Here is a 25,854-nt window from a genome sequence, read left to right on the forward strand (position 1 = left end):
ATTTTTTTTAAATTTTATCTCTGTAAATATTTGTACTTAGTAAAGCACTTGTATTAAGTTTTAGTCAGCTAAATGCTCAAGAAACTCCGTATGTTCTTTTGAATTTAACCCTTGTTGCAGCACTGCTAAAACTGTAGTCATGTCTCCTGTAATCAGTGGGGTGACAGCTAACCACAAACCTGGAAATACCTTGCTTTTAATCACACCATCTGCATCCGCTACTAGTGGCAAATATTCACCATTTTGCAAACAAAACCAGTCGAGCTTATTCTCTAGAGTCTTCCAGACGATGTATTCCTGTACTCCGTTGCGGCGGTAAGCGCGTTTTTTGTCGTATAAATCAATAGATGCACTACTGGCAGCTACTTCTGCTACTAATTCGGGTGCGCCTTCTACGTAATCATCTTCACTGATATTTGCCTGTCCCTTGGCTGTTTTTTCTATCAACAGCAAAATATCAGGCTGTGGTTCATTATCTAAATCTAAGCGCACGGTAGCATTATCGCCTAGTTCTACGCCTGGGGTGGAAACTTTGTAATTCCCTAACCAGATAATTAAGTTTCCATGAGGTAAACCATGACTTCTAAAACGTAGAGGTGATGCCACGTAGACAACTCCTTCAATTAATTCTGCTTTTTTATTGGGCATTGCTGTATAACGACGCTCGAATTCGTGGCGGGTTAAGCGATCGCCACTTTCTAAGGGAGGGATAAAAGCGCTATTATTGAAGCCATGTTCCACAGAAGCCGTCATTGCTTGATTCCTCATCCGTAGGAGTTGTAGCTTGAATCTAACATAGCAGAGTGCGATGTCTTCTCTTGGAAAAATTGGTTTTTAGGTAAGGAATTTCCAAGAAATAAATTATTACTAACTTGTAGGGTGGGTATCTTACCATTGGTTACTGGGCGGGCAAGATGCCCACCCCACAAGAGAGAATGTGATCCTACAAGAGAGAATGTCATGATTGAGATTATTCAGGGACTTGCCAAAAGAAGGGGTAATCTTCTGGGCTTGATGACAGTCCTGCTTTTACAGGATTTTGTCTGATATATTCCCAATATTGTTGAAACTCTTCGTCATTCCTAACAATACGGTCATATCTTTCATCTTGCCAAACTGTTCCTATATGTTTCATCACTTGGGGAATTTGTTTAGCACTATAACCGAATGGCACTAAGAAAAGATATAGCCCTTGCCCTGACTGGTTCCCAGCCTCCAGGCTGGGAACGGATTCTGGGAGGCTCCGCCTCCAGGGGCTTGACGAGAGGCAGAGCCTCTTTGAATACATTCCCAGCCTAGAGGCTGGGAACGAGGTGACACAAGCCTTTAGGCTTTTCTTAGTGCCATTCCACTATAACCTTTAATACTTTTCATAATGCTACTCAATGACCAAAACTCATTTTCCGACTTGAGGAATGGCTGAATGAGCAGATGTACATAGATTTGTCATAACTACAAAGACAAATATTTGATATCTGTTTTTATCAAAAAACAAGCAGGAATTAAATACTATTTCTCTAGCTTCTAGGCTAAGTTCTAACTTTTCCCAAGTATTAAAGGTAATGAAATAAACTGCCCCATCTAATTCCCAATGAGGTAATCTTCTCAGAAAAATTTTCAACTTTGGCTCTTGCATTCAGAATAAAAAACTATTTGTTTTTTTGTCTTGTGGGGTGGGCATCTTGCCCGCCCCTTCTTTATTTTTCCCATCCTCCGCACCCAAAACCCAAAAAAATCCCCCACCTTGCGGCAGGGGATTTTTATTACTTATCTACAAAACTAGCAGCCGAATTAACCGAACTTACCAGCAGTAGAAGCAATCAAGAATGCGGCGTAAGTTACGACATAGCCAACAGTGAAGTGAGCTAGACCAACTACACGAGCTTGAACGATGGACAGAGCAACGGGCTTGTCTTTCCAGCGAACTAGGTTAGCTAGAGGAGTGCGTTCGTGTGCCCAAACAAGGGTTTCAATCAACTCTTGCCAGTAACCTCTCCAGGAGATTAAGAACATGAAACCAGTAGCCCAAACTAGGTGTCCAAACAAGAACATCCAAGCCCAGACAGATAGGTTATTCACGCCGTAGGGGTTGTAACCGTTAATCAACTGAGCAGAGTTAGCCCAGAGGTAATCGCGGAACCAGCCCATGAGATATGTAGAGTTCTCATTGAACTGAGCGACGTTGCCTTGCCAAACACCGAGATGTTTCCAATGCCAGTAGAACGTAACCCAACCAAGGGTATTAAGTACCCAGAATGTAGCGAGGTAGAAGGAATCCCAAGCTGAGATGTCGCAAGTACCGCCACGACCGGGGCCGTCGCAAGGGAAGGCATAGCCGAAGTCCTTTTTATCGGGCATCAGCTTAGAACCACGGGCATCCAAAGCACCTTTGACCAAGATCAAAGTGCTGGTGTGCAGACCTAAGGCGATCGCATGGTGAACCAAGAAGTCGCCAGGGCCGATTGTCAAGAACAAGGAGTTAGTACCAGCATTGATGGCATCTAACCAGCCTGGCAACCAAACGTTAGCGTAGTTGGGCCATGCTGTGTAAGCAATACTATCGGGGTTAGATAGTAAGGTGTCTAAACCGTACAGTACTTTACCGTTAGCAGCTTGGACGAATTGAGCAAACACTGGCTCAATCAAGATTTGCTTTTCAGGAGTGCCGAAAGCAACTACTACGTCGTTATGTACGTACAAACCAAGGGTGTGGAAGCCCAAGAAAAGGGATACCCAGCTGAGGTGGGAAATAATCGCTTCTTTGTGCTGTAGTACACGTTCAAGAACGTTACCCTTGTTTTGCTCTGGATCGTAATCACGAACCCAGAAGATTGCTCCGTGAGCAAAAGCACCAAGCATCAGGAAGCCAGCAATATACTGGTGATGCGTGTACAACGCTGCCTGTGTTGTGTAGTCCTTCGCAATAAATGCGTAGGAAGGCAGTGAGTACATGTGCTGCGCTACCAGGGAAGTAACAACACCTAACGCTGCTAAGTGCCATCCCAATTGGAAGTGCAGGGAGTTGTTGTAGGTGTCGTAGATACCTTGGTGAGGTAGGTTGAACGGGCCTTCAACTGGAATACCAAAGAAATTCTTGGCATTCAAGGCTTCCTTGAGACTGTGACCAATCCCAAAGTTTGTCCGGTACATGTGACCAGCAACAATGAATAAAACTGCGATCGCTAAGTGGTGATGAGCGATGTCAGTCAGCCACAAAGCTTCTGTCTGGGGATGGAAACCACCCAAGAAACTCAGAATTGCAGTTCCAGCACCTTGCGATGTCCCGAAGATATGTCCAGGAGTGTCAGGGTTTTGAGAGTAAACACCCCAGTTGCCTGTAAAGAATGGTGTCAAACCGGCTGGATGGGGTGGGGTATTCAGGAAGTTATCCCAACCTACGTGCTGACCGCGAGCTTCGGGGACAGCAACGTGAATTAAGTGACCAGCCCAAGCCAAAGAACTAACACCAAACAAACCTGCTAAGTGGTGGTTTAGGCGATGTTCCGCGCTCTTAAACCATGCCAAGCTAGGACGGTACTTGGGTTGCAAGTGTAGCCAACCAGCGAACAATAATACAGCCGCGAATAACAGCAAGAACACTGAACCGTTGTACAGTTCGCCGTTATTCCGCAGACCGATGGTATACCACCAATGGTAGAGACCAGAGTAGGTAATGTTTACTGGATTGCTAGCGCCCGCTTGGGTAAAAGCTTCGATCGCTGGTTTACCAAAGTGGGGGTCCCAAATCGCGTGGGCGATTGGACGGATGTGAAGGGGATCTTTAATCCACTGTTCAAAGTTACCTTGCCAGGCTACGTGGAACAGGAGGCTGGATGCCCACAGGAAGATGATTGCCAAGTGACCGAAGTGAGTAGCGAAAATCTTTTGGTAAAGATTTTCCTCTGTGATGCCATCATGGGTTTCAAAGTCGTTGCCTGTAGCGATCGCATACCATATCCGACGAGTCGTCGGGTCCTGTGCGAGATCCTGGCTAAATTTCGGAAATTTTGTCGCCATAGGTTTAATAATTCCTCTGACCTTTAGCCATCAAATACCAGCTGAATTTTGGATTTTGGATTTTAGATTTTTGATTGAATCTCAAATCTAAAATCTCAAATCCAAAATTTCCTGATTGCTATCCTACTGAAAGGATGTGTGCGTGGAAGAATGCCCAAGTTGTAGCAATTCCTCCCAAGAGGTAGTGAGCTACCCCTACAGCCCGACCCTGAATAATGCTCAGAGCGCGAGGCTGGATTGCTGGGGCTACCTTCAGTTTGTTATGCGCCCAAACAATGGACTCAATCAGTTCTTGCCAGTAGCCGCGACCACTGAACAGGAACATCAAGCTGAATGCCCAAACAAAGTGAGCGCCTAAGAAAATTAGACCATAAGCAGACAGCGCACTTCCGTAGGAGTTGATGACTTGCGTAGCTTGTGCCCACAAGAAGTCACGCAACCAACCGTTGATGGTGATAGCACTTTGGGCAAAGTTACCACCAGTGATGTGAGTCACTACACCATCTGCATCTACTGTTCCCCAAACATCCGACTGTAACTTCCAACTGAAGTGGAAAATTACAATCGATATGGAGTTGTACATCCAGAAAAGTCCGAGGAATACGTGATCCCAACCAGACACTTGGCAGGTACCGCCACGACCTGGCCCGTCGCAGGGGAAGCGGAAGCCCAGGTTTGCTTTGTCTGGAATCAGACGAGAGCTACGGGCGTACAGCACACCTTTGAGCAGAATTAGGACGGTGACGTGAATGGTAAAGGCGTGAATGTGGTGAATTAGGAAGTCCGCTGTACCCAAAGTGATTGGTGCAGCTGCCACTTTCCCGCCAATAGCCAAAATACCGCCGCCAAAGACATAGCTAACTGGTTCTAGGGCATTAGGTGCAGTTGTACCAGGAGCCAAGGCGTGGATATTTTGTATCCACTGGGCAAATACTGGCTGCAATTGAATTCCTGTATCAGAGAACAAGTCTTGAGGACGACCCAATGCGCGCATTGTGTCGTTGTGGATGTAAAGCCCAAAGCTATGGAAGCCAAGGAATATAGACACCCAGTTTAGATGAGAAATAATCGCATCCCGGTGACGAATTACCCGATCCAGCACGTTGTTTTGGTTCACAACTGGATCGTAATCCCGCACCATGAAGATCGCAGCGTGAGCCGCTCCACCAACGATTAAGAAGCCACCGATCCAAGTATGGTGAGTAAACAGAGCTAGCTGAGTAGCGTAGTCAGTTGCCAAATATGGATAGGGGGGCATCGCGTATTGGTGATGCGCGATGATGATGGTCAGCGAACCCAAGAAGGCTAGGTTAGTAGCCAATTGAGCGTGCCAAGATGTGGTCAGGTTTTCGTAGAGACCTTTGTGACCTTCGCCGGTGAAAGGGCCTTTGTGGTTTTCTAGGATCTCTTTAATGCTGTGACCAATACCCCAGTTGGTACGGTATTGATGACCAGCAATGATAAAGAGAACTGCGATCGCCAAGTGGTGATGGGAAATATCTGTCAGCCACAAGCCGCCTGTTACTGGGTTCAGACCGCCCTTGAAGGTAAGGAAGTCAGCATACTGACCCCAGTTCAAGGTGAAGAAAGGTGCTAAACCAGCAGCAAAGCCGGGATACAGTTCCGTCAACAAGTCTTTGTTCAAGATGAACTCGTGGGGCAAGGGTATGTCTTTGATGGCAACGCCTGCATCCAAAAGCTTGTTGGTCGGTGCGGACACGTGGATTAAGTGACCTGCCCATCCCAAGGAACCAAGACCTAGCAATACTTGCAAGTGGTGGTTGAGGATTGATTCCACATTCTGGAACCATTCCAGTTTGGGAGCGCGTTTGTGGTAGTGGAACCAGCCGGCAAATAGGAATAAGCCTGCTAGTACCAAGCCACCGATCGCTGTTACGTAAAGTTGGAAGGAGTTTGTGATCCCCCAACCGCGCCATACTTGGAACAAACCGGAGGTGATTTGAATACCGTGGAAACCACCGCCAACATCACCGTTTAAAATGTCTTGCCCGACAATGGGCCAAACAACTTGGGCACTTGGTTTAACGTTTAATGGGTCGCTTAACCAAGCTTCGTAGTTAGAAAACTTCGCGCCGTGGAAAATCATCCCGCTCAACCAGATTGTCACTACAGCCAGGTGGCCGAAGTGGGCTGAGAATATCTTGCGGGATATCTCTTCTAAATCGCTTGTATGTGTATCAAAATCATGGGCGAGTGCGTGCAGGTTCCAAATCCATGTGGTGGTTTTGGGACCTCTGGCCAAGGATCTGTCAAAGTGTCCAGGTTGCGCCCATTTCTCGAATGAGGTTGGAACTGGATTGTTATCGACGATTACTCTTGCCTTTTTTTCCTCTCGCTCCGGAGGACTTATTGTCATTCGACCTCCTCTCTTGATAAGGAATGAGGAATCATTAATACCACAAAATGAACCATTACCGACTACTCCAGAATTTTACTGAAGCCACGATGAAGACCCCATGTGGAGAGTTGTTTCTCGTTGAATTATAGAGTCTTCACTTGTACATTGTTGGAGATATTTTAACAATAATTCAAACTTGCCCGAATATTGCTGGAATTACTGCCTTAACTGGCTTTTAACTTCAAACTTTTTTCCCAAAAGTCAATAGATTATCTATTTAATTTACAAAGGATAACAATTCGTAAGATTTATGGTTTGGCTCTACATAGCCGATGTTCCAGCTTTTGCGGCTATTACTCATGAACATTTATGTCATATTTCAATTTTCTTAAGTAAAACGCTGTAATGAATATGACTTTTTTTTTAATCGGGATTGGAGATTGGGAATATTAGGTATGTGGATTCATACCTGCCTGACAATTCAGGTCATCTGGAAAACCTCTCTCTAAATCTCTATCCTCAGAGGAGAGAGACTTTGAATTATCCCCCTTCCCGCAACGAGTTGAGGGTTAGGTTTTTGGGGAACTCCAAGAAATAAATTATCCAAATGTTGTGGGGTGGGCATCTTGCCCGCCCAGTCGATATGGCGGGCAAGATGCCCACCCCACAAGAGTTAATTGAATATTTTTTTATTTGGAAGTCCGTTGGTGGACTTTTCCACATAACCTGAAAAGTCAGGGATTCATACCCCCAGCGAATCTTAAAAGAATTTCTTTCCCATCCCCAATCCCCAACTTCATCTGAGAAAAGTTGCAGAGGAATCAGCGCAACCCGTTAAAATTTCCTGAGATATACAAGAAAACCATGCGATCTGAGGCAGATTTCACCTTTTGGGCTATAGTTCCAGATGGACAGTTTAAGCCAAAATAAATCTGTCAATTATCGAAGACTATCACTGGGTGCAACACATGAACTTGTGGCTGAAAAGGGTGTTAGAGAAATTTATCCCTGAGAGGTTCTCGATTCTCAGGTGGGTAATGACATTGGTGCTGGTATTAAGCTTGACCAGTTGCGGCGAGAAAGTCGCTAGCCAGGAAGTATCTACTATCTATAGAGAAAACTCTCCTCAGATTTCTCAAATTTCTAAGCAGTTTTCGGAAGTTTCCCCACCAGATGTTATTCAAGAACTGCGTCCAATTTTGGAAGTTTATCAGCCACAAGTGACAATTGTTACTCCAAACCCTGATGAAGTATTCCAAGATAATAAAGTTACAGCCAGTTTTCAGGTAAAGGATCTACCAATATTTAAAAATCCACAATTACAACTGGGGCCCCATCTACACGTAATTCTGGATAATCAACCTCATATAGCTGTTTACGACCTGAATCAGCCTTTGATTTTACCAGACTTATCCCCAGGTACTCATACCCTGCGCGTCTTTGCCTCCCGTCCTTGGGATGAAAGCTTCAAAAATGAAGGCGCTTATGCCCAGACAACATTTCACGTTTTCACAAAAACTGACGATAACAATCCAGATTCCAAATTACCCCTGCTAACTTACAGCAATCCTCAAGGTAACTACGGAACAGAACCAATCTTACTGGACTTTTACCTAACTAACGCGCCCCTACACCTCGCCCTGAAGGAAAACGCTAACGAAGGATTTAGTGATTGGCGGATTCGCGTCACAATTAATGGTGAAAGCTTTATTTTCGATCGCTGGCAGACAGTTTACCTTAAAGGCTTCCATCCAGGAAAAAATTGGGTAAAACTGGAATTTCTCGATAATCAGGGAAATGCTGTCAAAAATGCCTTTAATACCACAGTTAGATTGATTGACTACCAGCCAAAGGGTAAAGATACTCTATCAAGAATTATCAGAGGAGAACTCACAGCAGCTGAGGTGCGCGGTATTGTAGACCTGAATTATAAACTTGCACCTAAACCCACACCGACACCTTCTGTTGAAAAAACACCCAAAATACAACCGAAAGTAGAAAAACAGCCCATTCCTGAAACGGAAATTCCCAAAGAATCCAAAATACAGCCAGAAAAACCAACATTAGAAGTTCCAACGGCTTCACCATCTCCCAGCTTGTCCCCGACACCACCAGAAATTATTGAGTCCCCAGAACCACAGCCAACGGTAACACCAACCCCTGAATCTACGCCATTACCTGAAAAAGTTGTGCCTAAACCAACAAAACCTAGATTGGGTGGATTTTTCAACCGTGGGACTGGTAAAGTCACTACCCCACAAGCACCAGTTACACCATCTCCGAGTTTGCCACCCACGCCGCCAGAGATTATTGAGTCTCCAGCACCAGAAATAATTACGCCAACACCAGAACCACAGCCAACGGTAACGCCAACTCCTGAGTCAACGCCGTTACCTGAAAAAGTTACGCCTAAACCAACAAAATCTCGATTTGGTGGATATTTCAACCGTGGGACTGGTAAAGTTCCTACCCCACAAGTAACAGTTACGCCATCTCCCAGTTTGCCACCCACGCCGCCAGAGATTATTGAGTCTCCGACACCAGAACCACAGGCAGAGGTAACACCAACTCCTGAATCAACCAAAGACACTCAGCTGCAACTCTTGCGCTAAAGTTTCAACGAATGCGATCGCACCTACAGGATTTCCGATATTATCCAAGGCGGGACTGTAACAAGCGATCGCTCCCTCACCTGGTACTATTGCTACAAGTCCACCACCAATCCCTGATTTCATCGGTAAACCAACTCTGACTGCAAACTCGGCAGAAGCTTCGTACAATCCACAAGTTAACATCACAGCATTGACAATTCGGCGGTTTTGTGCAGACAAACTGCTGTTTTCACAAGCTAGGAGTTTTCCTAACAGGGCTAAATCTTCAACTCGCCCAGACATACAGCATATTTGCTCGTATGTGTCAAGGGCTATTTCAATATTTTCTAGATAACCGGCTTCGGCAAGATAGTTTGCGATCGCTTCATTGGCTGCTGAACGAGTTAATCGAACTGAAGCCAGCATTACCTCATCTAAGCTTAGTTGGCAATCGGCTAATTGGTTGAGCCATTGACAAAATAAAAAAGTGCGTTGATTAGCGTCTTTTCCTGGTAACTTATCAGCGAGGGTAATTGCCCCACTATTAATCATCGGGTTGCGGGGATGGCCGCGATCGCTAACTAATTGTTCTAAAGAATTGAAGGGTGCATCCGATGGTTCCACCCCAACCCAGCCGAAAACTGTTTCTGCTCCGAGATGTTCTAGCAGATAAAGTAGGGAAAATGTCTTAATCACACTCATTAGCGGGAAAACACAAGCTGTATCCCCAAAACTGATGGTTTTGCCCGATTTACAGCAGATGTGAACTGCAAACCAGCTAAAATAAGCTTTAGCTAATTGCGGAATGCGATCGATAACTTTTCCGTATTCAGCTTTAGTTTTCGCTTGTTGTACCCAAGCTGACACCTCTGTAGTCGTTAGTCTGTCAAGTCTTTTCAAAAGTGATATCCGCTAAAACCATTTCTAGTTTATAAACTCGTTGTAATATTTTCTATCGCTACTGATGGTGGATTGATAAGAGTTAAAAGTATATCGACAACTTCACTAAAAGAAGCTGCACTCTTTAAATTTGCTGATTCTACATAACCAAATCCATAGGAGGCGTGAATAAAATCAACCCCTGCTTTCATAGCTGCTAATCTATCACTTTCTGTATCTCCAACATAAATTGCCTTTTTCAAGCTATTACGCTGACAGATTGCAATGATATTGTCAGCTTTGGGTTTTTGAGTTCTGCCAAAACACTCTGAGTCTACAAAGATATCCCTAAAAGTTTTGTTTGTATTACTAGTGTTTAAAGGCATAGAAAGAAATAATTGTAAGTACCAATACTCACAATTGCTAACTAAAAACAAGGGAACCTGAGCGGACAAAGTATCTAAATATTCTGAAACACCCTCATATAAAGTTCCACCTCTAGTTTTTATCTCTTGCTTTTCACAGTCTTCTATTAAAAGAGAAAATTTATCAATATGTTCCTCTTCTATGTCTGGAAAAATATTTTTTATACATTCTATAAAAGGAAGACCACTTACCCCATTAATATCATCCTCAGTGATAGGAGTTCTCGGAATATTAGCAATCTTAATTGCTTGATTCCAAGCATCTGCACATATACTAGATATATTCCAAAGAGTTCCGTCTAGATCAAATATTACCCCGACCATATATAACTCCTAAAAAAGTCAGATTTCAAAGCATACAGCGTTTTGTATCTAAAAGGTACAAACCTTGCCCCCTTGTGGGCAAAAGCCCCTCTGCCCCTTTTTTCCAATGGTAGAGAGCAACACCCTTTATGGGTGGTTTTTCTCCCTTGCTCCCAGCTAAGAGCTCCCCTGCTTTTTCATGCCCTTGTGCGAGGAATTATAGACAACCGAAAATAACAGAAACTTGTACTCTATAAATAGACTGCTGAGGATGCTATTAAAGAAAGTACAATCACATGGCTTCATCTGATAAATTTCTCTACCATCGGAGTGTGCGCCCTTTCGATCTACTCCAAGGTGTAGTTACTTCTATCCTGCTACACTCTATTTTTTTAGTGGGGAGCAAATATTGGTACAGAGCTTTGATGCCTGAGCCGAAGCAAGAAATTAGCCAAGAGATTCCAATCGAGATAGTTGAAGTTCCTCCTCAGAAAACAGACATAACTCCTCCTTCCTCATTGAGGGCTACCAAAAATTCTCTTGCCGGTGGTAAAGCTTTGCCAAAAAGACCTGTTTTGGGGGTGAAGTCAGCGAATCTGGCAGGACAGAAAGCCGATAACGAGCGTTCTTTTGACTTAACAGCCTCATCTCCTCTCAAGGTATTCCAGACAGGACGGCAGCAGCAGAAAACGGAATTACCAAATCGCTCTGGTCAACAATCGCAATCCAAATCTCCAAAAACGGCATCAGCATCTGCAAGTGAGACACAAGTATCTAACTCTCAAAAAATTGCAGTAGCACCAATGATCACACGACTACCAGTTCCATTTGTTAAAACAGCACCCAACCCAAGGCAAATACCTTCAGTACCAGCAACTACAGCGCAAGTACCTAACTCTCAAAAAATTGCAGTAGCACCGATTACTACGCCACAGGCAGTTGCGCGTCTTAAAACAGCGCCTTTGACAACACCTTTAGTTTTTAACCCAAGGCAAATACCTTCAGCACCTGCAACTACAGCGCAAGTACCTAACTCTCAAAAAATTGCAGCAGCAGCGATTACTACGCCACAGCCAGTTGTGCGTCTTAAAACAGCGCCTTTGACAACACCTTTAGTTTTTAACCCAAGGCAAATACCTTCAGCACCTGCAACTACAGCGCAAGTACCTAATTCTAAGAAAATTGCAGTAGCAGCGATTACTACGCCACAGCCAGTTGCGCGTCTTAAAACAGCGCCTTTGACAACACCTTTAGTATTTAACCCAAGGCAAATACCTTCAGCACCTGCAACTACAGCGCAAGTACCTAATTCTAAGAAAATTGCGGTAGCACCAATGACTACGCCACCGCCAGCCCAATTGGGAAAAACAGCACTTGAAAGAGCTACAACACTACCAGTACCCAGGAATCCTAAGAAGTTAGGGCAGTCGAGAGTTGGATTTAGTGGGCGAACACTACCTCAAGCTGAGTCATCTCTAAAAACAGGTGCAGCAAGTTTGTTGGGTGGTACTGTGGGGGTATCTAGTCAGAATTATCGCGGCGATCAACTCGCAGCTGTGCCTAATTCCAACCGCGATCGCATTGGGACTTCTGGTATTGATGCCAGCAGTCAAGATGTAGACCTCACCTCTTATTTAAACAAATTAAAGCAACGCGTTCAGCAGCAGTGGCTACCAGGAATGAGCCAGTCTAATCGGCGAACGGTGCTTAACTTCACTATTAATCGTTCAGGTGAAGTTAACAATCTCAATATTGTACAAACCTCTGGATTTCGTGTGACTGATGAAGTAGCAATGAATGCGATACAGCGAGCTGCACCTTTTGCACCTTTGCCCAGAGGATATCCCAAGAACTACATTGATATTGAATTTACATTTGATATCAATGTTTATGGCGAACTAAATTTATGGAGGGATGGTGGCTAACAACAGGGAAACGGGAGCATCCCAATTTTGCTTAAATCTTTTCCCTCACCCCCAGCCCCTCTCCCAAAGATGGGAGAGGGGAGACATTAACTCTAGTTCTCCTTCTCCCATCTTTGGGAGAAGGGGTTAGGGGATGAGGGCACTACATCGCCATATTCTCAATAAAACCAGGTTTATTTCGTTGCGATACCTACGGCGGGCTGCGCCTACGCACAACACAGTTGTCGCGTACCTGTTTATGACACGCTGAGTCTAAGTGGATTAGGTTCTCTAGACTTTTTCCAGTCGTTGACATCTATCAAAAGTCATAGAATATTTTGGTAATAGTCTAAAACGACACATATTTCCAATATTGATAATTATTTGCTATTAATTACAGGATTGCTAAATGCCACAATCCCTAGTAATGTAAGAAAGTCTAAATGAAAATTACTAGCAATATAGAAGCTTACATACCTGACTTACTAATTTCGCCCTGTCTTCCCTAGAGCAGGATTGAGGTGTTCTTTGAGTTTTACCAATTAGACATCTCCGAAAATGAATGTAGAGACGTAGCAGTGCTACGTCTCTACAAGGATTCTGGATAACGCATATTTAATTTCTGGAGATGTCTATTCAATTAAATAATCCTGTAAACGCAGCACTTTGAGCCAGAAAGAGGTATGTCAGTTTAAGGTTAGCTGTATTTAAGTGAATTTTTAAATTAAGATACCCACAAAAACTGCTCAAACCCTTGTTCAGTCAGAAGTGAGTGTGAGATTAATTTTGCCACTATTGTTTGTGTGCATCTGATTACCTGAAGCATAATAATGAGTAAATTTATCAATAACTTCCAAGAAATTCTCCCTCAGTGTGCGACTATCGTTGATATTCTGCGCGATCGCAGTTTCAAGATGCCGCACACACAAGCGTTCACTTTTCTTGAAGATGGAGAGACTCAGGAATTAACGCTGACTTACCATGAATTGGATCGGCGCAGTCGGGCTGTAGCAGCTCAACTCCAAGCTCTTGGTTTGAGTGGAGAACGTGCCATATTACTGTATCCTCCTGGACTGGATTACCTAACAGCATTTTTTGGTTGTCTATATGCTGGAGTAGTGGCTGTTCCAGCTTATCCACCTAGCAATCAACGTAAAACGCCCAGAATACAAGCTATTAGCATAGATGCACAGGCAAGTATTGCTCTCACTACAACAGCAATGCTTCCCACATTACAATCAATACTCACACCCGAAACAAAACAGGGAAATTTTCACTGGCTGACAACTGACAACATAGCACAGGGTATAGAAGATTCTTGGCAACAACCTGCAATCAATGGGGATACCCTAGCCTTTCTGCAATACACATCGGGTTCTACAGGGACACCCAAGGGAGTCATGCTCAGTCATGGCAATCTGCTGCACAATGCTGCTGTAACTTACCAACTCATGGAACATTCACCCAGCAGCAAGTTTGTATCCTGGCTGCCTGTTTACCATGATATGGGGTTGATTGGTGGGATTTTGCAACCTTTGTATGGCGGTTTTCCTTGTATCTTAATGTCGCCAGCATCTTTTTTACAACGACCTTATCGCTGGTTACAGGCTATATCTCACTATAAAGGCACCACGAGTGGTGGTCCTAACTTTGCTTATGAACAATGTGTTCAAAGGATTACTCAAGAACAAAAAGAAACTCTTGACTTGAGTAGTTGGAATGTCGCGTTTAACGGTGCTGAACCAGTCCGGCAAGATACTCTTGAACTATTTGCAACCACCTTTGCAGAGTGTGGCTTTCGTCCGGAAACGTTCTATCCATGTTACGGCATGGCGGAAGCAACTTTGATAGTTTCTGGTGGAATCAAAACAGCCTTAGCCCAAGTCAAAACTGTAGAGAAATCTGCACTTTCACAGAACCAGATAGTCGAAGCAACTCCCCTAAGTCAAGATATCCAAAGCTTTGTCAGTTGTGGTGAAACTATTCCTCAACAGCAGATTGTCATTGTTAATCCTGAAACATTAACTCGCTGTTCATCAGATGAAGTTGGGGAAATCTGGGTATCTGGCTTCAGTGTAGGTCAGGGTTATTGGAATCGAACAGAAGAAACAGAGCAAACATTCCACGCTTATCTCAAAGACACAAAAGAGGGGCCGTTTTTACGGACTGGTGACTTAGGCTTTTTGGACAATGGTGAGCTTTTCATTACAGGTAGGGCAAAAGATTTAATTATTATTCGTGGTCGCAATCTTTACCCACAGGATATCGAATTAACCGCAGAACATAGTCATCCATCCTTACGTTCTGGTGCTAATGCAGCATTTACAGTAGAGGTTAACAACGAAGAAAGGCTCATAGTTGTACAAGAATTAGAGTTTCGTGCCAAGCCAAATTTGGCAGAAGTAGCTAGCGCAATTCGGCAAGCTATTACTGAAGAACATGAAGTACAAGTTTATGGCGTAGTTTTAATTAAACCAGGTAGTATACCTAAAACTTCTAGCGGTAAGATTCAACGTCGTGCAACTCGCACTCAGTTTGAGAATGGTGAACTGAATGTAGTTGAAAGTGACATTCTCAAGATTAGTGATATTGCGAGAAAGGAAACTCAATTACAACGTTCTGAACTTTTGGCACTTTCCCCAAGGGAGTGTCAAGCGATTCTAGAATCTTATTTAATTGAATTATTGGCGGGAGTACTTTCAATTGCAACAGATGATATCAATCCACAAGAACCATTAAGTACTCTCGGACTAGACTCTTTAAAAGTATTTGAATTAAAAAATCGGATTGAGGTTGATTTAGAAATAGAAGTATCTGTAGCAGATTTCTTTGAAGGGATGAGTGGGCGATCGCTCGTCACCAAGATACTGGCTCAAATTACAGCAGAGGCTTTCATCCACTCAAAGTCTCTTAGCCAAGTCCAGCCAGCCGAAGTATATCCCCTGTCTTTTGCCCAACAGCGACTATGGTTTCTCGACAGATTAGAACCAGGAAATCCAGCTTACAATATTTCCTTAGCTGTTAATATCAAAGGTCAACTTGACATTATTTTACTAGAACAAAGTCTCAATGAAATTATCCGGCGACACGAGACTTTAAGAACCACATTTACAACAGTCAACGGACAGCCAGTACAAATTATTGCTGATTCCTTAAAATTATCTTTATCAGTAATAAATACAGAATTACAGAGCAATGTTGCAGTTCAAAAATTACTGACTCAAGAAAGTCAACGACCTTTTGACCTAACGCACGGGCCATTATTACGTGCTAAACTTTTGCGCCTAGCGCAGCAAGAGCATATTCTTTTGCTGGAGATGCACCACATCATCTCTGATGGCTGGTCTACTGAAGTCTTTTTACAAGAGATTGCATTACTTTACCCAGCATTCTTAACTATAAGTGCTTCACCTTTAGCGGAAATTTCTATTCAATACAAAGACTTTGCACAGTGGCAGCGACAATGGTTAGAAGGGGAAATTCTGCAAAATCAACTCTCTTATTGGAAGCAACAACTTGAGGGTATACCAGCAGCATTAAAACTACCTACTGACCGACCAAGACCGGCGGTGCAAACCTCACACGGCGCTCAACAATCTATAGAGTTGTCTGAAGCAGTAATCAAGCAACTAAAGGCGATCGCTCGTCAAGAGGGTGTAACTGTATTCATGTTGCTATTGGCAGCATTTGAGACTTTCCTCTACCGTTACACAGGACAAGATGATATTGCTGTCGGAACACCTGTCGCTAACCGTAATCGTGAAGAAATAAAACAGTTAATTGGCTTTTTTGTCAATACCTTAGTACTACGTATAGATATGAGCGGCAACCCGACTTTTGATGAGTTGCTGACACGGGTAAAAAAGGTAGCTTTAGGAGCCTATACACATCAGGATTTGCCCTTCGACCAACTGGTAGAAGCAGTGCAACCAGAACGGGATACAAGTCGGACACCGCTGTTTCAAGTGATGTTCAATGTCCAAGATTACTCGCAGTTACCAGAAATGCCTGGTTTGGCTTTGAGCTTGGTAAAAATAGAAACCGAAACAGCGCAGTTTGATTTGAGCTTGTCTATTGAGATTACAGAGCAAGAAGTGGCGGCATCCTTTTATTACAATACAGACCTCTTTGATGCTGCTACCATTACCCGAATGCTGAGGCATTTTCAGAATTTGCTCTCAGGCATTGCGGCTAATCCTCAAGCTCGGCTATCCAACTTACCACTTTTGAGCGCGGCAGATCGTCAGGATTTACTAGAACTTAGTCGCAATCAATCCCTAATTCCTTCCCAATCCGAACAATGCATTCATCAACTGTTTGAGGAACAGGTAGAGCAAACACCAGATGCGATCGCGGTGGTATTTCAAAACCAGCATTTAACTTACAGAGAATTGAACCAGCGTGCGAATAAACTAGCACATTATCTGCGATCGCTGGGAGTTGGGCCAGAAGTGCGAGTTGGTATTTGTATACAGCGCTCTTTAGAGATGGCGATCGGACTCTTGGCGATCCTCAAAGCCGGAGGTGCTTATGTACCTATAGATCCTGCTTATCCAAAAGAACGTCTTGCTTTAATCTTGAGAGATGCTCAAGTGTCAGTCCTTGTGACTCAGCAATCACTGCTGGCTGTTCTGCCTGCGCTTGAGTCACAAGTCGTGTGCGTTGATACAGACAAGAGCGCGATCGCCCAAGAAAGTCAGGAAAATCTTGTTAATCAGACGCAACTAGAAAATCTTGTCTATATTATTTACACCTCTGGCTCGACGGGAACTCCCAAGGGCGTGACAATTCAGCATCGCTCTTTAGCCAGTTATGCCAAAATTGCCTGTTTAGAGTATGGACTACAAGCAAGCGATGCCGTTCGCGGAGCGTCTCGTAGAGAAGGGGGGCAAAGCGATCGCGTGCTGCAATTCGCTTCCATCAGCTTTGATGCTGCTGCTGAAGAAATCTTTCCCTGTCTAATCTGCGGTGCTGCTCTCATCCTGCGTACAGATGAGATGCTAAGTTCAATACCTCGATTTTTACAGCAGTGTCGTGATTGGGGGATAACTGTCCTTGATTTACCTACCGCCTTTTGGCACCAAGTTACCTCTGAATTAGCAACAGCAAAATTGGCACTTCCCGATTCCCTGCGATTGGTGATTATTGGTGGCGAAAGAGCTGACAGAAAACACCTAACAACGTGGCAGCAGCAAGTTGGTCAACGAGTACGCCTTGTCAACACCTACGGCCCTACAGAAACAACAATTGTAGCTACACTCTGTGACTTATCAGGATCGACAGCCGACGAAGTGCCGATTGGCAAACCCATTCCCCAAGTCCAAACTTATGTCCTCGACCCTTCTCTACAACTCGTGCCTGTAGGAACTCCTGGCGAATTGTATATTGGAGGTGTCGGTGTTGCTCGAGGCTACCTCAACCGACCAGACTTAACAGCAGAAAAGTTTATTCCTAACCCCTACAGTTCAAAACCTGGGGAGCGTCTTTACAAGACAGGTGACTTAGTTCGCTACCTAAGTGATGGCAACCTCGAATTTATCGGACGCATTGATCATCAAGTCAAGATTCGGGGTTTCCGCATTGAATTAGGAGAAATAGAAGCCTTACTGAATCAACACCCAGGTGTTCAAGAAGCCGTGGTCGTTGCTCACAGCGATCGCTCAGACCATCAGCGCTTGATTGCTTATGTCGTTGGGCAATATCAGCCGGAAACGGTAGAAGCGTTAGACACTCAGCAAACCTTGCAGTGGCAAACTGTTTTTGATAGCCTCTATAAAAAGTTTGATGCCACTCAACACTCCGGCTTTTATATCAAAGGTTGGGAAAGCAGCTACACAGGGGCATCTATTCCAGACGAAGAAGTGCGCGAGTGGATGGAGCAAACCACCGGGCGCATCTTGGCTTTGCAGCCTAATCGGGTTTTAGAAATCGGTTGTGGAGGTAGCGGCCTGATGCTTTTGAGCATTGCCCCTCATTGCCAGCAGTACTGGGCAACAGACCCTTCACAAAATGCCCTGCAAGTTCTCCAACAGCAGTTGGACACCCTAGAGCAGCCATTAGCAGGAGTCATACTCAGCCAGAGAAGTGCTTTAGATTTTGAAGATGTGGCAGAGAATAGCTTTGATACGGTGTTAATTGTCTCTGTGGCTCAGTATTTCCCAAGCATTGACTATTTGCTCCAGGTTCTGGAAAAGGCAGTCAATGCTGTAGAACCAGGTGGCTTTATTTTTCTAGGAGATGTTCGCAGTCTGCCCTTATTAGAAGCATTCCACGCCTCAGTTCAACTTTATCGGGCATCAGAAACTCTCTCTAGAGAAACATTGCAACAGCGTGTGCAAAAACAGTTGTTTGAGGAAAAACAATTAGTCATCGATCCCGCTTTTTTTACTGCCCTCAAACAGGATCTACCTAAAATTGGTCATGTTGATATTTTGCTAGAGCGTGGCTGTTCCCAGAATGAATTAACCAAATTCCGTTACGATGTCATTCTCCATGTGGACGATAAAGCACCTCAGACAAAGGAAATCACCTGGCTCGATTGGAACAAAGAAGATTTAACCCTATCCTCAGTTCGCCGTATCTTAGGAGAAACTGCACCTCAATTTTTAGGTCTTACCAGTGTACCGAATGCCCGGGCGATCGCAGACCTTCAGCTCGTGCAGTGGTTGGGAAATAGTGAGGCAACAGAAACTGTAGGCGATATCAAGCAGGTTTTAAACTCCCTTGAAGATGAAGGCATAGAGCCAGAAGTCTTCTGGGCATTAGAAAAAGACTTCCCTTACTTAGTCCAAATTACTTGGTCAGGTAATGGTGCAGGCGATCGCTATGACGTGATCTTCAAGCGCTCTACACCGAATGCGGCTCGATGTTTCTGTTTGCCTGCTGCTGTACCTCCTTCGTCCCGTCCTTGGCACGATTACGCTAACACTCCTTGGCAAGGAAGTTTAGCGCGTGAACGAGTACCTCAACTCCGAGATTTCCTCAGAGAAAAACTACCTGAATACATGGTGCCAACGGCTTTTATATTCTTAGACGCGCTCCCTTTAACCCCCAATGGCAAAGTCAATCGTCGCTTCTTACCGTTGCCAGAAAGTTACTCTACCCAGAACAACCTTTATGTGGCTCCCGAAACAGAGCTACAGCAGACCATTGCTAGTACATGGCAAACAGTACTCGGTCTTGAAAAAGTTAGTATTAACGATAACTTTTTCGATCTAGGCGGTCATTCTTTACTGATCTCTCAGGTAAACGCGCAACTGCGAGAACAACTGCAACGCGATATCTCAGTAGTAGAAATGTTTCAATATCCTAGTATCAGTTTGTTGGCGAAACACCTTAGTCAAGAACAGCAAGAACAACATTCCTTTAAAAAGATTCATAACCGCTCTGAAAAACAGAAATTGGCTCTAAATCGAAAAAAGCAAACTCATAATTCACGTAAATAAGTATAAAGGACGCAAAAATTGGCTATCAGCAGACAAAATAAATCGGCATTAAGGACAAAGCTATGAGTATTTCAGAAACGCCAAATTCTATAGAAGGAATAGCCATTATTGGCATGGCAGGGGGTTTTCCTGGGGCTAAAAGTATCGATAAATTTTGGCAAAATATTCGAGATGGTGTAGAATCTATTGCTGTTTTTTCAGATGAAGAATTACTGTCGGAAGGTATAAAACCGACAGTAATCAATGACCCGAAATATATAAAATCTAGAGCGGTACTAGAAGATATAGATTTATTTGATGCTTCATTCTTTGGCGTTAATCCTAAAGAAGCAGAAATTACAGATCCGCAGCATCGTTTATTTTTAGAATATGCATGGGAAGCATTAGAAAATGCTGGCTATGACTCCCAACGTTGCGAAAGTCGGATTGGAGTTTACGCTGGTTCTAGTTCAAATAATTATTTATCATTGGATTTAAATAGCGATGCCTGCGGCGGGCTGCGCCAACAAGTTGGATTAGCTAGCATTTTCCAAAAGGGAATTGGTAACGATAAAGATTTTCTGGCGACTCGAGTTTCCTATAAATTAAATCTCACAGGCCCAAGTCTAACGGTACAAACCGCTTGTTCTACTTCCTTAGTAGCTATTTCTTTAGCTTGTCAAAGTCTATTAAATTACCAATGCGATATGGCTTTAGCAGGTGGAGTATCTATTCATATTCCCCAAAAAACCGGGTATTTGTATGAAGAAGGAGGTATCTTATCACCTGATGGCCACTGTCGTGCCTTTGATGCCAAAGCCAAGGGAACAATTATTGGTAATGGACTGGGAATTGTAGTTTTGAAGCGGTTATCTGAGGCGATCGCTGATGGTGATAATATCTATGCTGTGATTAAAAGTAGTGCGATCAACAATGATGGTTCTGGTAAAGTTGGTTACACAGCACCCAGTGTTAACGGACAAGCAGATGTCATCGCAGAAGCACTTGCTTTAGCTGGGCTGGAACCTGAAACAATTAGCTATGTAGAAGCTCACGGTACAGGAACTGTCTTAGGCGATCCCATTGAAATTTCTGCTTTAACAAACGTGTTTCGTGAAAGTACCGATAAAAAAGGCTTCTGTGCGATCGCTTCAGTTAAAACAAACATTGGTCATCTAGATGCAGCTGCTGGGATTGCAGGACTGATTAAAACAGTTTTAGCCCTGAAACATCAGCAAATACCACCCAGCTTGAATTTTGAGCAGCCCAATCCCCAGATTGATTTTGCGAATAGTCCCTTTTACGTCAATACAAAATTGACAGAGTGGAAAACGAATGGTGTTCCTCGTCGTGCTGGTGTGAGTTCGTTGGGTATTGGTGGGACTAATGCTCATGTCATTCTAGAAGAAGCACCAGTCCTGGAACCTTCTAGCCCTTCTCGTCCCTGGCAATTGTTGCTACTTTCTGCCAAAACTGACTCAGCTTTGGAAACTGCAACAGAAAATCTGATTCAATACCTCAAGCAACACAGCGATATTACTCTGGCAGATGTGGCGCATACGTTGCAAGTAGGACGCAGGGAATTTAATCATCGTCGCGTGCTGGTGTGTGAAGATATCGAAGATGCAATCAACGCCTTACAGGTGCGAGATCCTCAAAGAGTTTTCACTAACTTACTTGAAGTAGAGAATCGCCCCATCGCGTTTATGTTTCCTGGACAGGGCGCTCAGTATGTGGACATGGGCAAAGAACTTTACCAGACTGAGCCAATTTTTCGAGAACAAGTGGATTTGTGCTGTAAATTGCTCCAACCTCATATAGGATTGGATCTGCGATCGCTCATTTATCCGAGCGAGTCTGAGTCAGAAGCCGCAGCACAAAAACTACAACAAACTCATATCACTCAGCCAGCACTATTTGTGATTGAATATGCTCTGGCTCAGTTGTGGATGTCATGGGGCATTTCTCCCCAAGCGATGATAGGGCATAGTATTGGGGAATATGTCGCCGCTTGTTTAGCTAGTGTTATGTCTCTTGGCGATGCTTTGGGGCTGGTGGCTGCTCGTGGGCGACTAATGCAACAACTACCATCTGGTGCTATGCTCTCCGTACCATTGCCAGAGGAAGAAGTTAAAGCTTTACTTGATGAAAAATTATCCCTTGCTGCCAGTAATGCACCCGCCTTGTGTGTGGTTTCGGGAACCCATGATGCTATAGATGCATTTCAAAACAAGCTCCAAGATCAAGGTATAGACTGCCGCCGTCTCCATACTTCCCATGCTTTTCATTCCCCAATGATGGAACCCATATTAGAGGCATTCCAGAAGGAAGTAAGCAAAGTCAAATTACACCCTCCAAAAATTCCCTTTGTTTCTAATGTCACAGGAACCTGGATTACAGCAGAACAAGCCACAGATTCAAATTACTGGGCAAAACATTTACGGCAAACAGTGCGGTTTGCAGCAGGTATTTATACATTGTTGCAAGAGCCAAATCACATCCTACTAGAAGTGGGGCCAGGACGCACTTTGTGTAGCTTTACTAAAAAGCATTTAGATTCCCCAGGACTATCTTCATTACGGCATCCGAAAGAAAAACAGTCGGATATTACATTCTTATTGAACACATTAGGTAAACTCTGGTTGTATGGAGTACAAGTAGATTGGTCAAGATTTTACACCAATGAGCGCCGTCATCGTCTTCCCTTGCCAACATATCCCTTTGAGCGGCAGCGTTACTGGATTGAACCCGAAAAACTTTCACCTTCAACTAAGGGAAACCTCCAACGAAGTGTATCGGCACCGGAGCTTTGGAAATCTCTGGTAGAAGTTGGTCAATTCCAAGCCGGTGAAGGAATAAAGGAATTTGACAATCATACTTATCTAGCGAACAAACAGTCCTTAGAACATTTATGTACCGCCTACATGAATCTTGCTTTAAAGGGTTTAGGTGCATTCAACAATCCATCACAGAACTATTCTCTTGAGGAGTTGTTTGAGCAATGTCAAGTTATTCCTCACTACCGACAATTATTGTGTCGCTGGCTGGATGTCCTTGTAGAGCGAGGCCACCTAAAGCAAGATGGGGAACTCTTTACAAACCTTTTACCATTGTCAGCAGATTGTATTAATAGTTTGGTAAAAGAATTCAGAATTAGATGGGCTGATATACCTCAACAGATAGAACTCGTCCAGAACTTTGGTGAAAATCTGGCAGACATACTTATTGGTAAAAAAGAACCATTGAAGTTGTATGCTGCTACGTTAGCCAAGGAGGGAGAAATTTCTCGGCAAAACTTACCTGCTGATATCTACTTTAATGCCATTATCCAAGCGAGCCTGGAGGTGGTAATAAAGTCATTGCCATCCGAGGTAAACCTAAGAATCCTAGAAATCGGGGGTGGAACTGGTATTGTAACGGCAGAATTGCTACCTATATTGCTATCCAAGCAAACCAATTACACCTTTACTGATGTAGGCGGTTTTTTCCTAACGGAAGCTGAAAAGGAATTTAGCGCCTATCCATTTGTTGAATATCGTTTGCTAAACATCGAGCAGCCTCCATCTGAGCAAGGGTACGAGAGCCACAGCTTTGATGTAGTAGTAGCTGTAAATGTGCTGCATGTGACTCAGAACATAGGAAAAACTCTTGAGCATGTACGCTCTTTATTGGCTCCTGAAGGTCTGTTATTAATCCAGGAGATAACGCAACCTCAATTAGACTTCGACATGATTGATGGTCTGTTGATGAATCCGTTAGAGGATGAACAACGAAGTTCAGGTAATCCCTTTTTATCAAAAGAACAGTGGCAGGAAGCTTTACGTAATCATGGGTTTGTTGAGGTGGAGGCTTTTTCTGAAATTGATGCTTTTGAACAATATGTTTTCGTAGCTCAAGCTTCTGCGTCAACAGCATTACCCGCAGCTTCAGCATTTACTGTAACCTTTGAGCCAAAAGATGCTGAAAGCAAACTTCAAGTTTCATTACACGAAAAGCTGGATATTTCCGACTGGTTTTACATTCCATCTTGGAAACGCTTAATGCCGCCTCAGCTGTTTAGCTCAAAGCTTCAAGCAACTCAGCCAGGGTGTTGGTTAGTATTTATCGATGAGTGCGGCTTGGGTGATAAAATCGTGCAACGACTTACCCTTGAGGGTAACAATGCAATTATCGTCAGAATAGGAGAGCAATTTAGTAGCGAAATAGCATATGATCAACGCGTATATACCATCAACCCTCGACGACAGGATGACTACTACGCCTTAATCAAAGAACTTAGTAGACTGGATCTGACTCCAAACAGGACTTTACATTTGTGGAATCTTACATCGAACAGTCACACAGAATTAACAATTGATTCCCTTGAAAGGTGTGAAACTCTTGGCTTTTACAGTCTGGTATTTCTAGCACAAGCGCTTGCAGAGCAGCAAAGTCTGACAAATCCTATGCAAATTGAAATTGTGTCAAACAATTTGCAGGAAGTGACAGGCTCAGAGGTGTTAGACCCTGGTAAGGCTTTTGTATTAGGGCCGTGTAAAGTCATTCAGCAAGAGTATCCGAATATCACCTGTCGTAGCATTGATATCGTTATTCCTGCAACAGAAAATTGGCAACAAGAAAAGCTTGTAAATCAGCTACTAGCAGAATTCACAATTCAGTCGTCTGACCGTGTTGTGGCATACCGTGGAAATTATCGCTGGGTACAGACTTTTGAACCCGTCCGCTTGGATAGAGTAGTTGAAGCAAAACCCCAGTTAAGGGAAAGGGGAGTTTATCTAATTACGGGTGGATTAGGAGGAGTTGGTCTTTTTAATGCAGAATATCTAGCGAAGACTCTACAAGCAAAACTCATACTGATAGGGCGTTCAGCTTTTCCTAACCAAGATGAGTGGTCACAATGGCTATCAGATTATGGTGAGCAAGATAGCGTCAGCCGTAAGATCCTTAAATTGCAAGAACTTGAGGCGTTGGGTGCGGAAGTTTTAGTAGTTAAAGCTGACGTTACCAATCGAGAACAAATGGAAGCAGCAATCACTCACGCTAACAATCGATTTGGTCAGATTAATGGGGTAATTCATAATGCTGTAGAAAGCCAACAAGAATTCTTTGCCCAAAAAACGCTAGAAACAGGAAGAATTTTTCTTGCACCGAAAGTAATAGGAACAATAATACTTGATAATCTCTTCAAAGATACCGAGTTGGATTTCTTTGTACTGACTTCATCCCAAGCTTCAGTTCTAGGCGGAATCGGGCTAGTAGAATATACTGCTGAATGTGCTTTTATTGATGCGTTTGCTTACTATAGTGCCTCTAAAAAAGGCAGGTTTATTAGATCCATAAATTGGAATAGATGGAACACTCCAGAATGGATAACTCAAACAAACTTAGATAGAGTGTCAGAATTAACACTTGAAGAAGCAGGATTAACCCTTGAAGAAGGTATGGAGGCTTTTAGACGTATTCTGTTTTGTAGCACAATACCTCAGGTAGTTGTATCGAAAAGCGATTTTAATAACCTGATTAATCGGAATTTGATTAATTTAAAAGATACTCTCAATGCCTTAGAAGAAGAATTTACTAAGGTTAGGCGAGATAAACCAACTCACCCTCGTCCTAACCTAGTAAATGCTTATGTTGCTCCACGTACCGAGATTGAGGGCATTCTAACGGATATATGGCAGGAAATCTTTAGTATTGAACAGGTAGGAATTCATGATAATTTTTTTGAGTTGAGAGGAGACTCTTTACTTGCTACTATTGTTATTTCTCGAATACGTAAAACCTTCAATATAGAACTGTCTCATCAACGCTTCTTCGATGAACCAAATATAGCTGAGTTGGCTTTGGTTATTGAAGAAATGATCCTAGAAGAGTTAGAAAAATTCTCAGAAGTTAAAATTAATTAGATTTGAGAAATGCCTTTTACCCTTGATGTGCAATTGTCAAACTAGA

Annotated in this window: 10 protein-coding genes and 2 pseudogenes; 5 read left to right on the forward strand and 7 right to left on the reverse strand. The window is 43.5% G+C overall.

Translation table 11 applies throughout. From position 1 onward, the window contains the following. Positions 1-60: 60 nt before the first annotated feature. Positions 61-753 carry a Uma2 family endonuclease gene (locus tag V7K76_RS13335; RefSeq protein ID WP_334776151.1) on the reverse strand — a complete coding sequence of 231 codons (693 nt, stop codon included), beginning with the start codon at positions 751-753 and terminating at the stop codon, positions 61-63. 217 nt (positions 754-970) lie between these two features. Next, positions 971-1,159, reverse strand: a pseudogene (locus tag V7K76_RS13340) (transposase); the annotation flags it as partial. A gap of 8 nt (positions 1,160-1,167) precedes the next feature. On the opposite strand from V7K76_RS13340, the gene V7K76_RS13345 reads away from it, so the two are divergent. Then, complete coding sequence (locus V7K76_RS13345) at positions 1,168-1,299, forward strand: hypothetical protein (RefSeq protein ID WP_334776153.1); 132 nt, start codon at positions 1,168-1,170, stop codon at positions 1,297-1,299. Between the two features lie 33 nt (positions 1,300-1,332). Here the strand turns inward: V7K76_RS13345 and V7K76_RS34590 are convergent. The 3 genes and pseudogenes from V7K76_RS34590 to psaA form a co-directional block, all read right to left on the reverse strand. Then, a pseudogene (locus V7K76_RS34590) lies at positions 1,333-1,636 on the reverse strand (transposase); the annotation flags it as partial. A 155-nt stretch (positions 1,637-1,791) separates the two neighbouring features. Then, a complete protein-coding gene (gene psaB / locus V7K76_RS13350; RefSeq protein WP_334776154.1) occupies positions 1,792-4,017 on the reverse strand; it encodes a photosystem I core protein PsaB in 2,226 nt (741 codons plus the stop codon). Positions 4,018-4,135: 118 nt separating this feature from the next. Continuing rightward, the gene (psaA, locus tag V7K76_RS13355; protein WP_334776155.1) at positions 4,136-6,394 is read right to left on the reverse strand and encodes a photosystem I core protein PsaA; all 2,259 of its coding nucleotides are present in this window, start codon (positions 6,392-6,394) and stop codon (positions 4,136-4,138) included. A 950-nt stretch (positions 6,395-7,344) separates the two neighbouring features. Between psaA and V7K76_RS13360 the strand changes: the two genes are divergently transcribed. Further along, positions 7,345-8,988 (forward strand): hypothetical protein, encoded by a 1,644-nt coding sequence (locus V7K76_RS13360; RefSeq protein ID WP_334776156.1) that lies wholly within the window; start codon positions 7,345-7,347, stop codon positions 8,986-8,988. Here the strand turns inward: V7K76_RS13360 and glsA are convergent. Beyond that, entirely contained in the window at positions 8,953-9,867 is a 915-nt protein-coding gene (gene glsA, locus V7K76_RS13365; protein ID WP_334776157.1) for a glutaminase A, read from the reverse strand. The two genes, V7K76_RS13360 and glsA, sit on opposite strands and share 36 nt — an antisense overlap. A gap of 29 nt (positions 9,868-9,896) precedes the next feature. Further along, complete coding sequence (locus V7K76_RS13370; RefSeq protein ID WP_334776158.1) at positions 9,897-10,595, reverse strand: HAD family hydrolase; 699 nt, start codon at positions 10,593-10,595, stop codon at positions 9,897-9,899. Between the two features lie 275 nt (positions 10,596-10,870). Between V7K76_RS13370 and V7K76_RS13375 the strand changes: the two genes are divergently transcribed. From V7K76_RS13375 to V7K76_RS13385, 3 genes are all read left to right on the forward strand, one after another. Continuing rightward, entirely contained in the window at positions 10,871-12,499 is a 1,629-nt protein-coding gene (locus V7K76_RS13375) for an energy transducer TonB (protein WP_334776159.1), read from the forward strand. Between the two features lie 809 nt (positions 12,500-13,308). Then, entirely contained in the window at positions 13,309-19,923 is a 6,615-nt protein-coding gene (locus V7K76_RS13380; RefSeq protein WP_334776160.1) for an amino acid adenylation domain-containing protein, read from the forward strand. A gap of 62 nt (positions 19,924-19,985) precedes the next feature. After that, a complete protein-coding gene (locus V7K76_RS13385) occupies positions 19,986-25,808 on the forward strand; it encodes an SDR family NAD(P)-dependent oxidoreductase (protein ID WP_334776161.1) in 5,823 nt (1,940 codons plus the stop codon). Positions 25,809-25,854: the final 46 nt, after the last annotated feature.

This window comes from Nostoc sp., from assembly GCF_036917975.1.
Taxonomy (GTDB): Bacteria; Cyanobacteriota; Cyanobacteriia; order Cyanobacteriales; family Nostocaceae; genus Nostoc.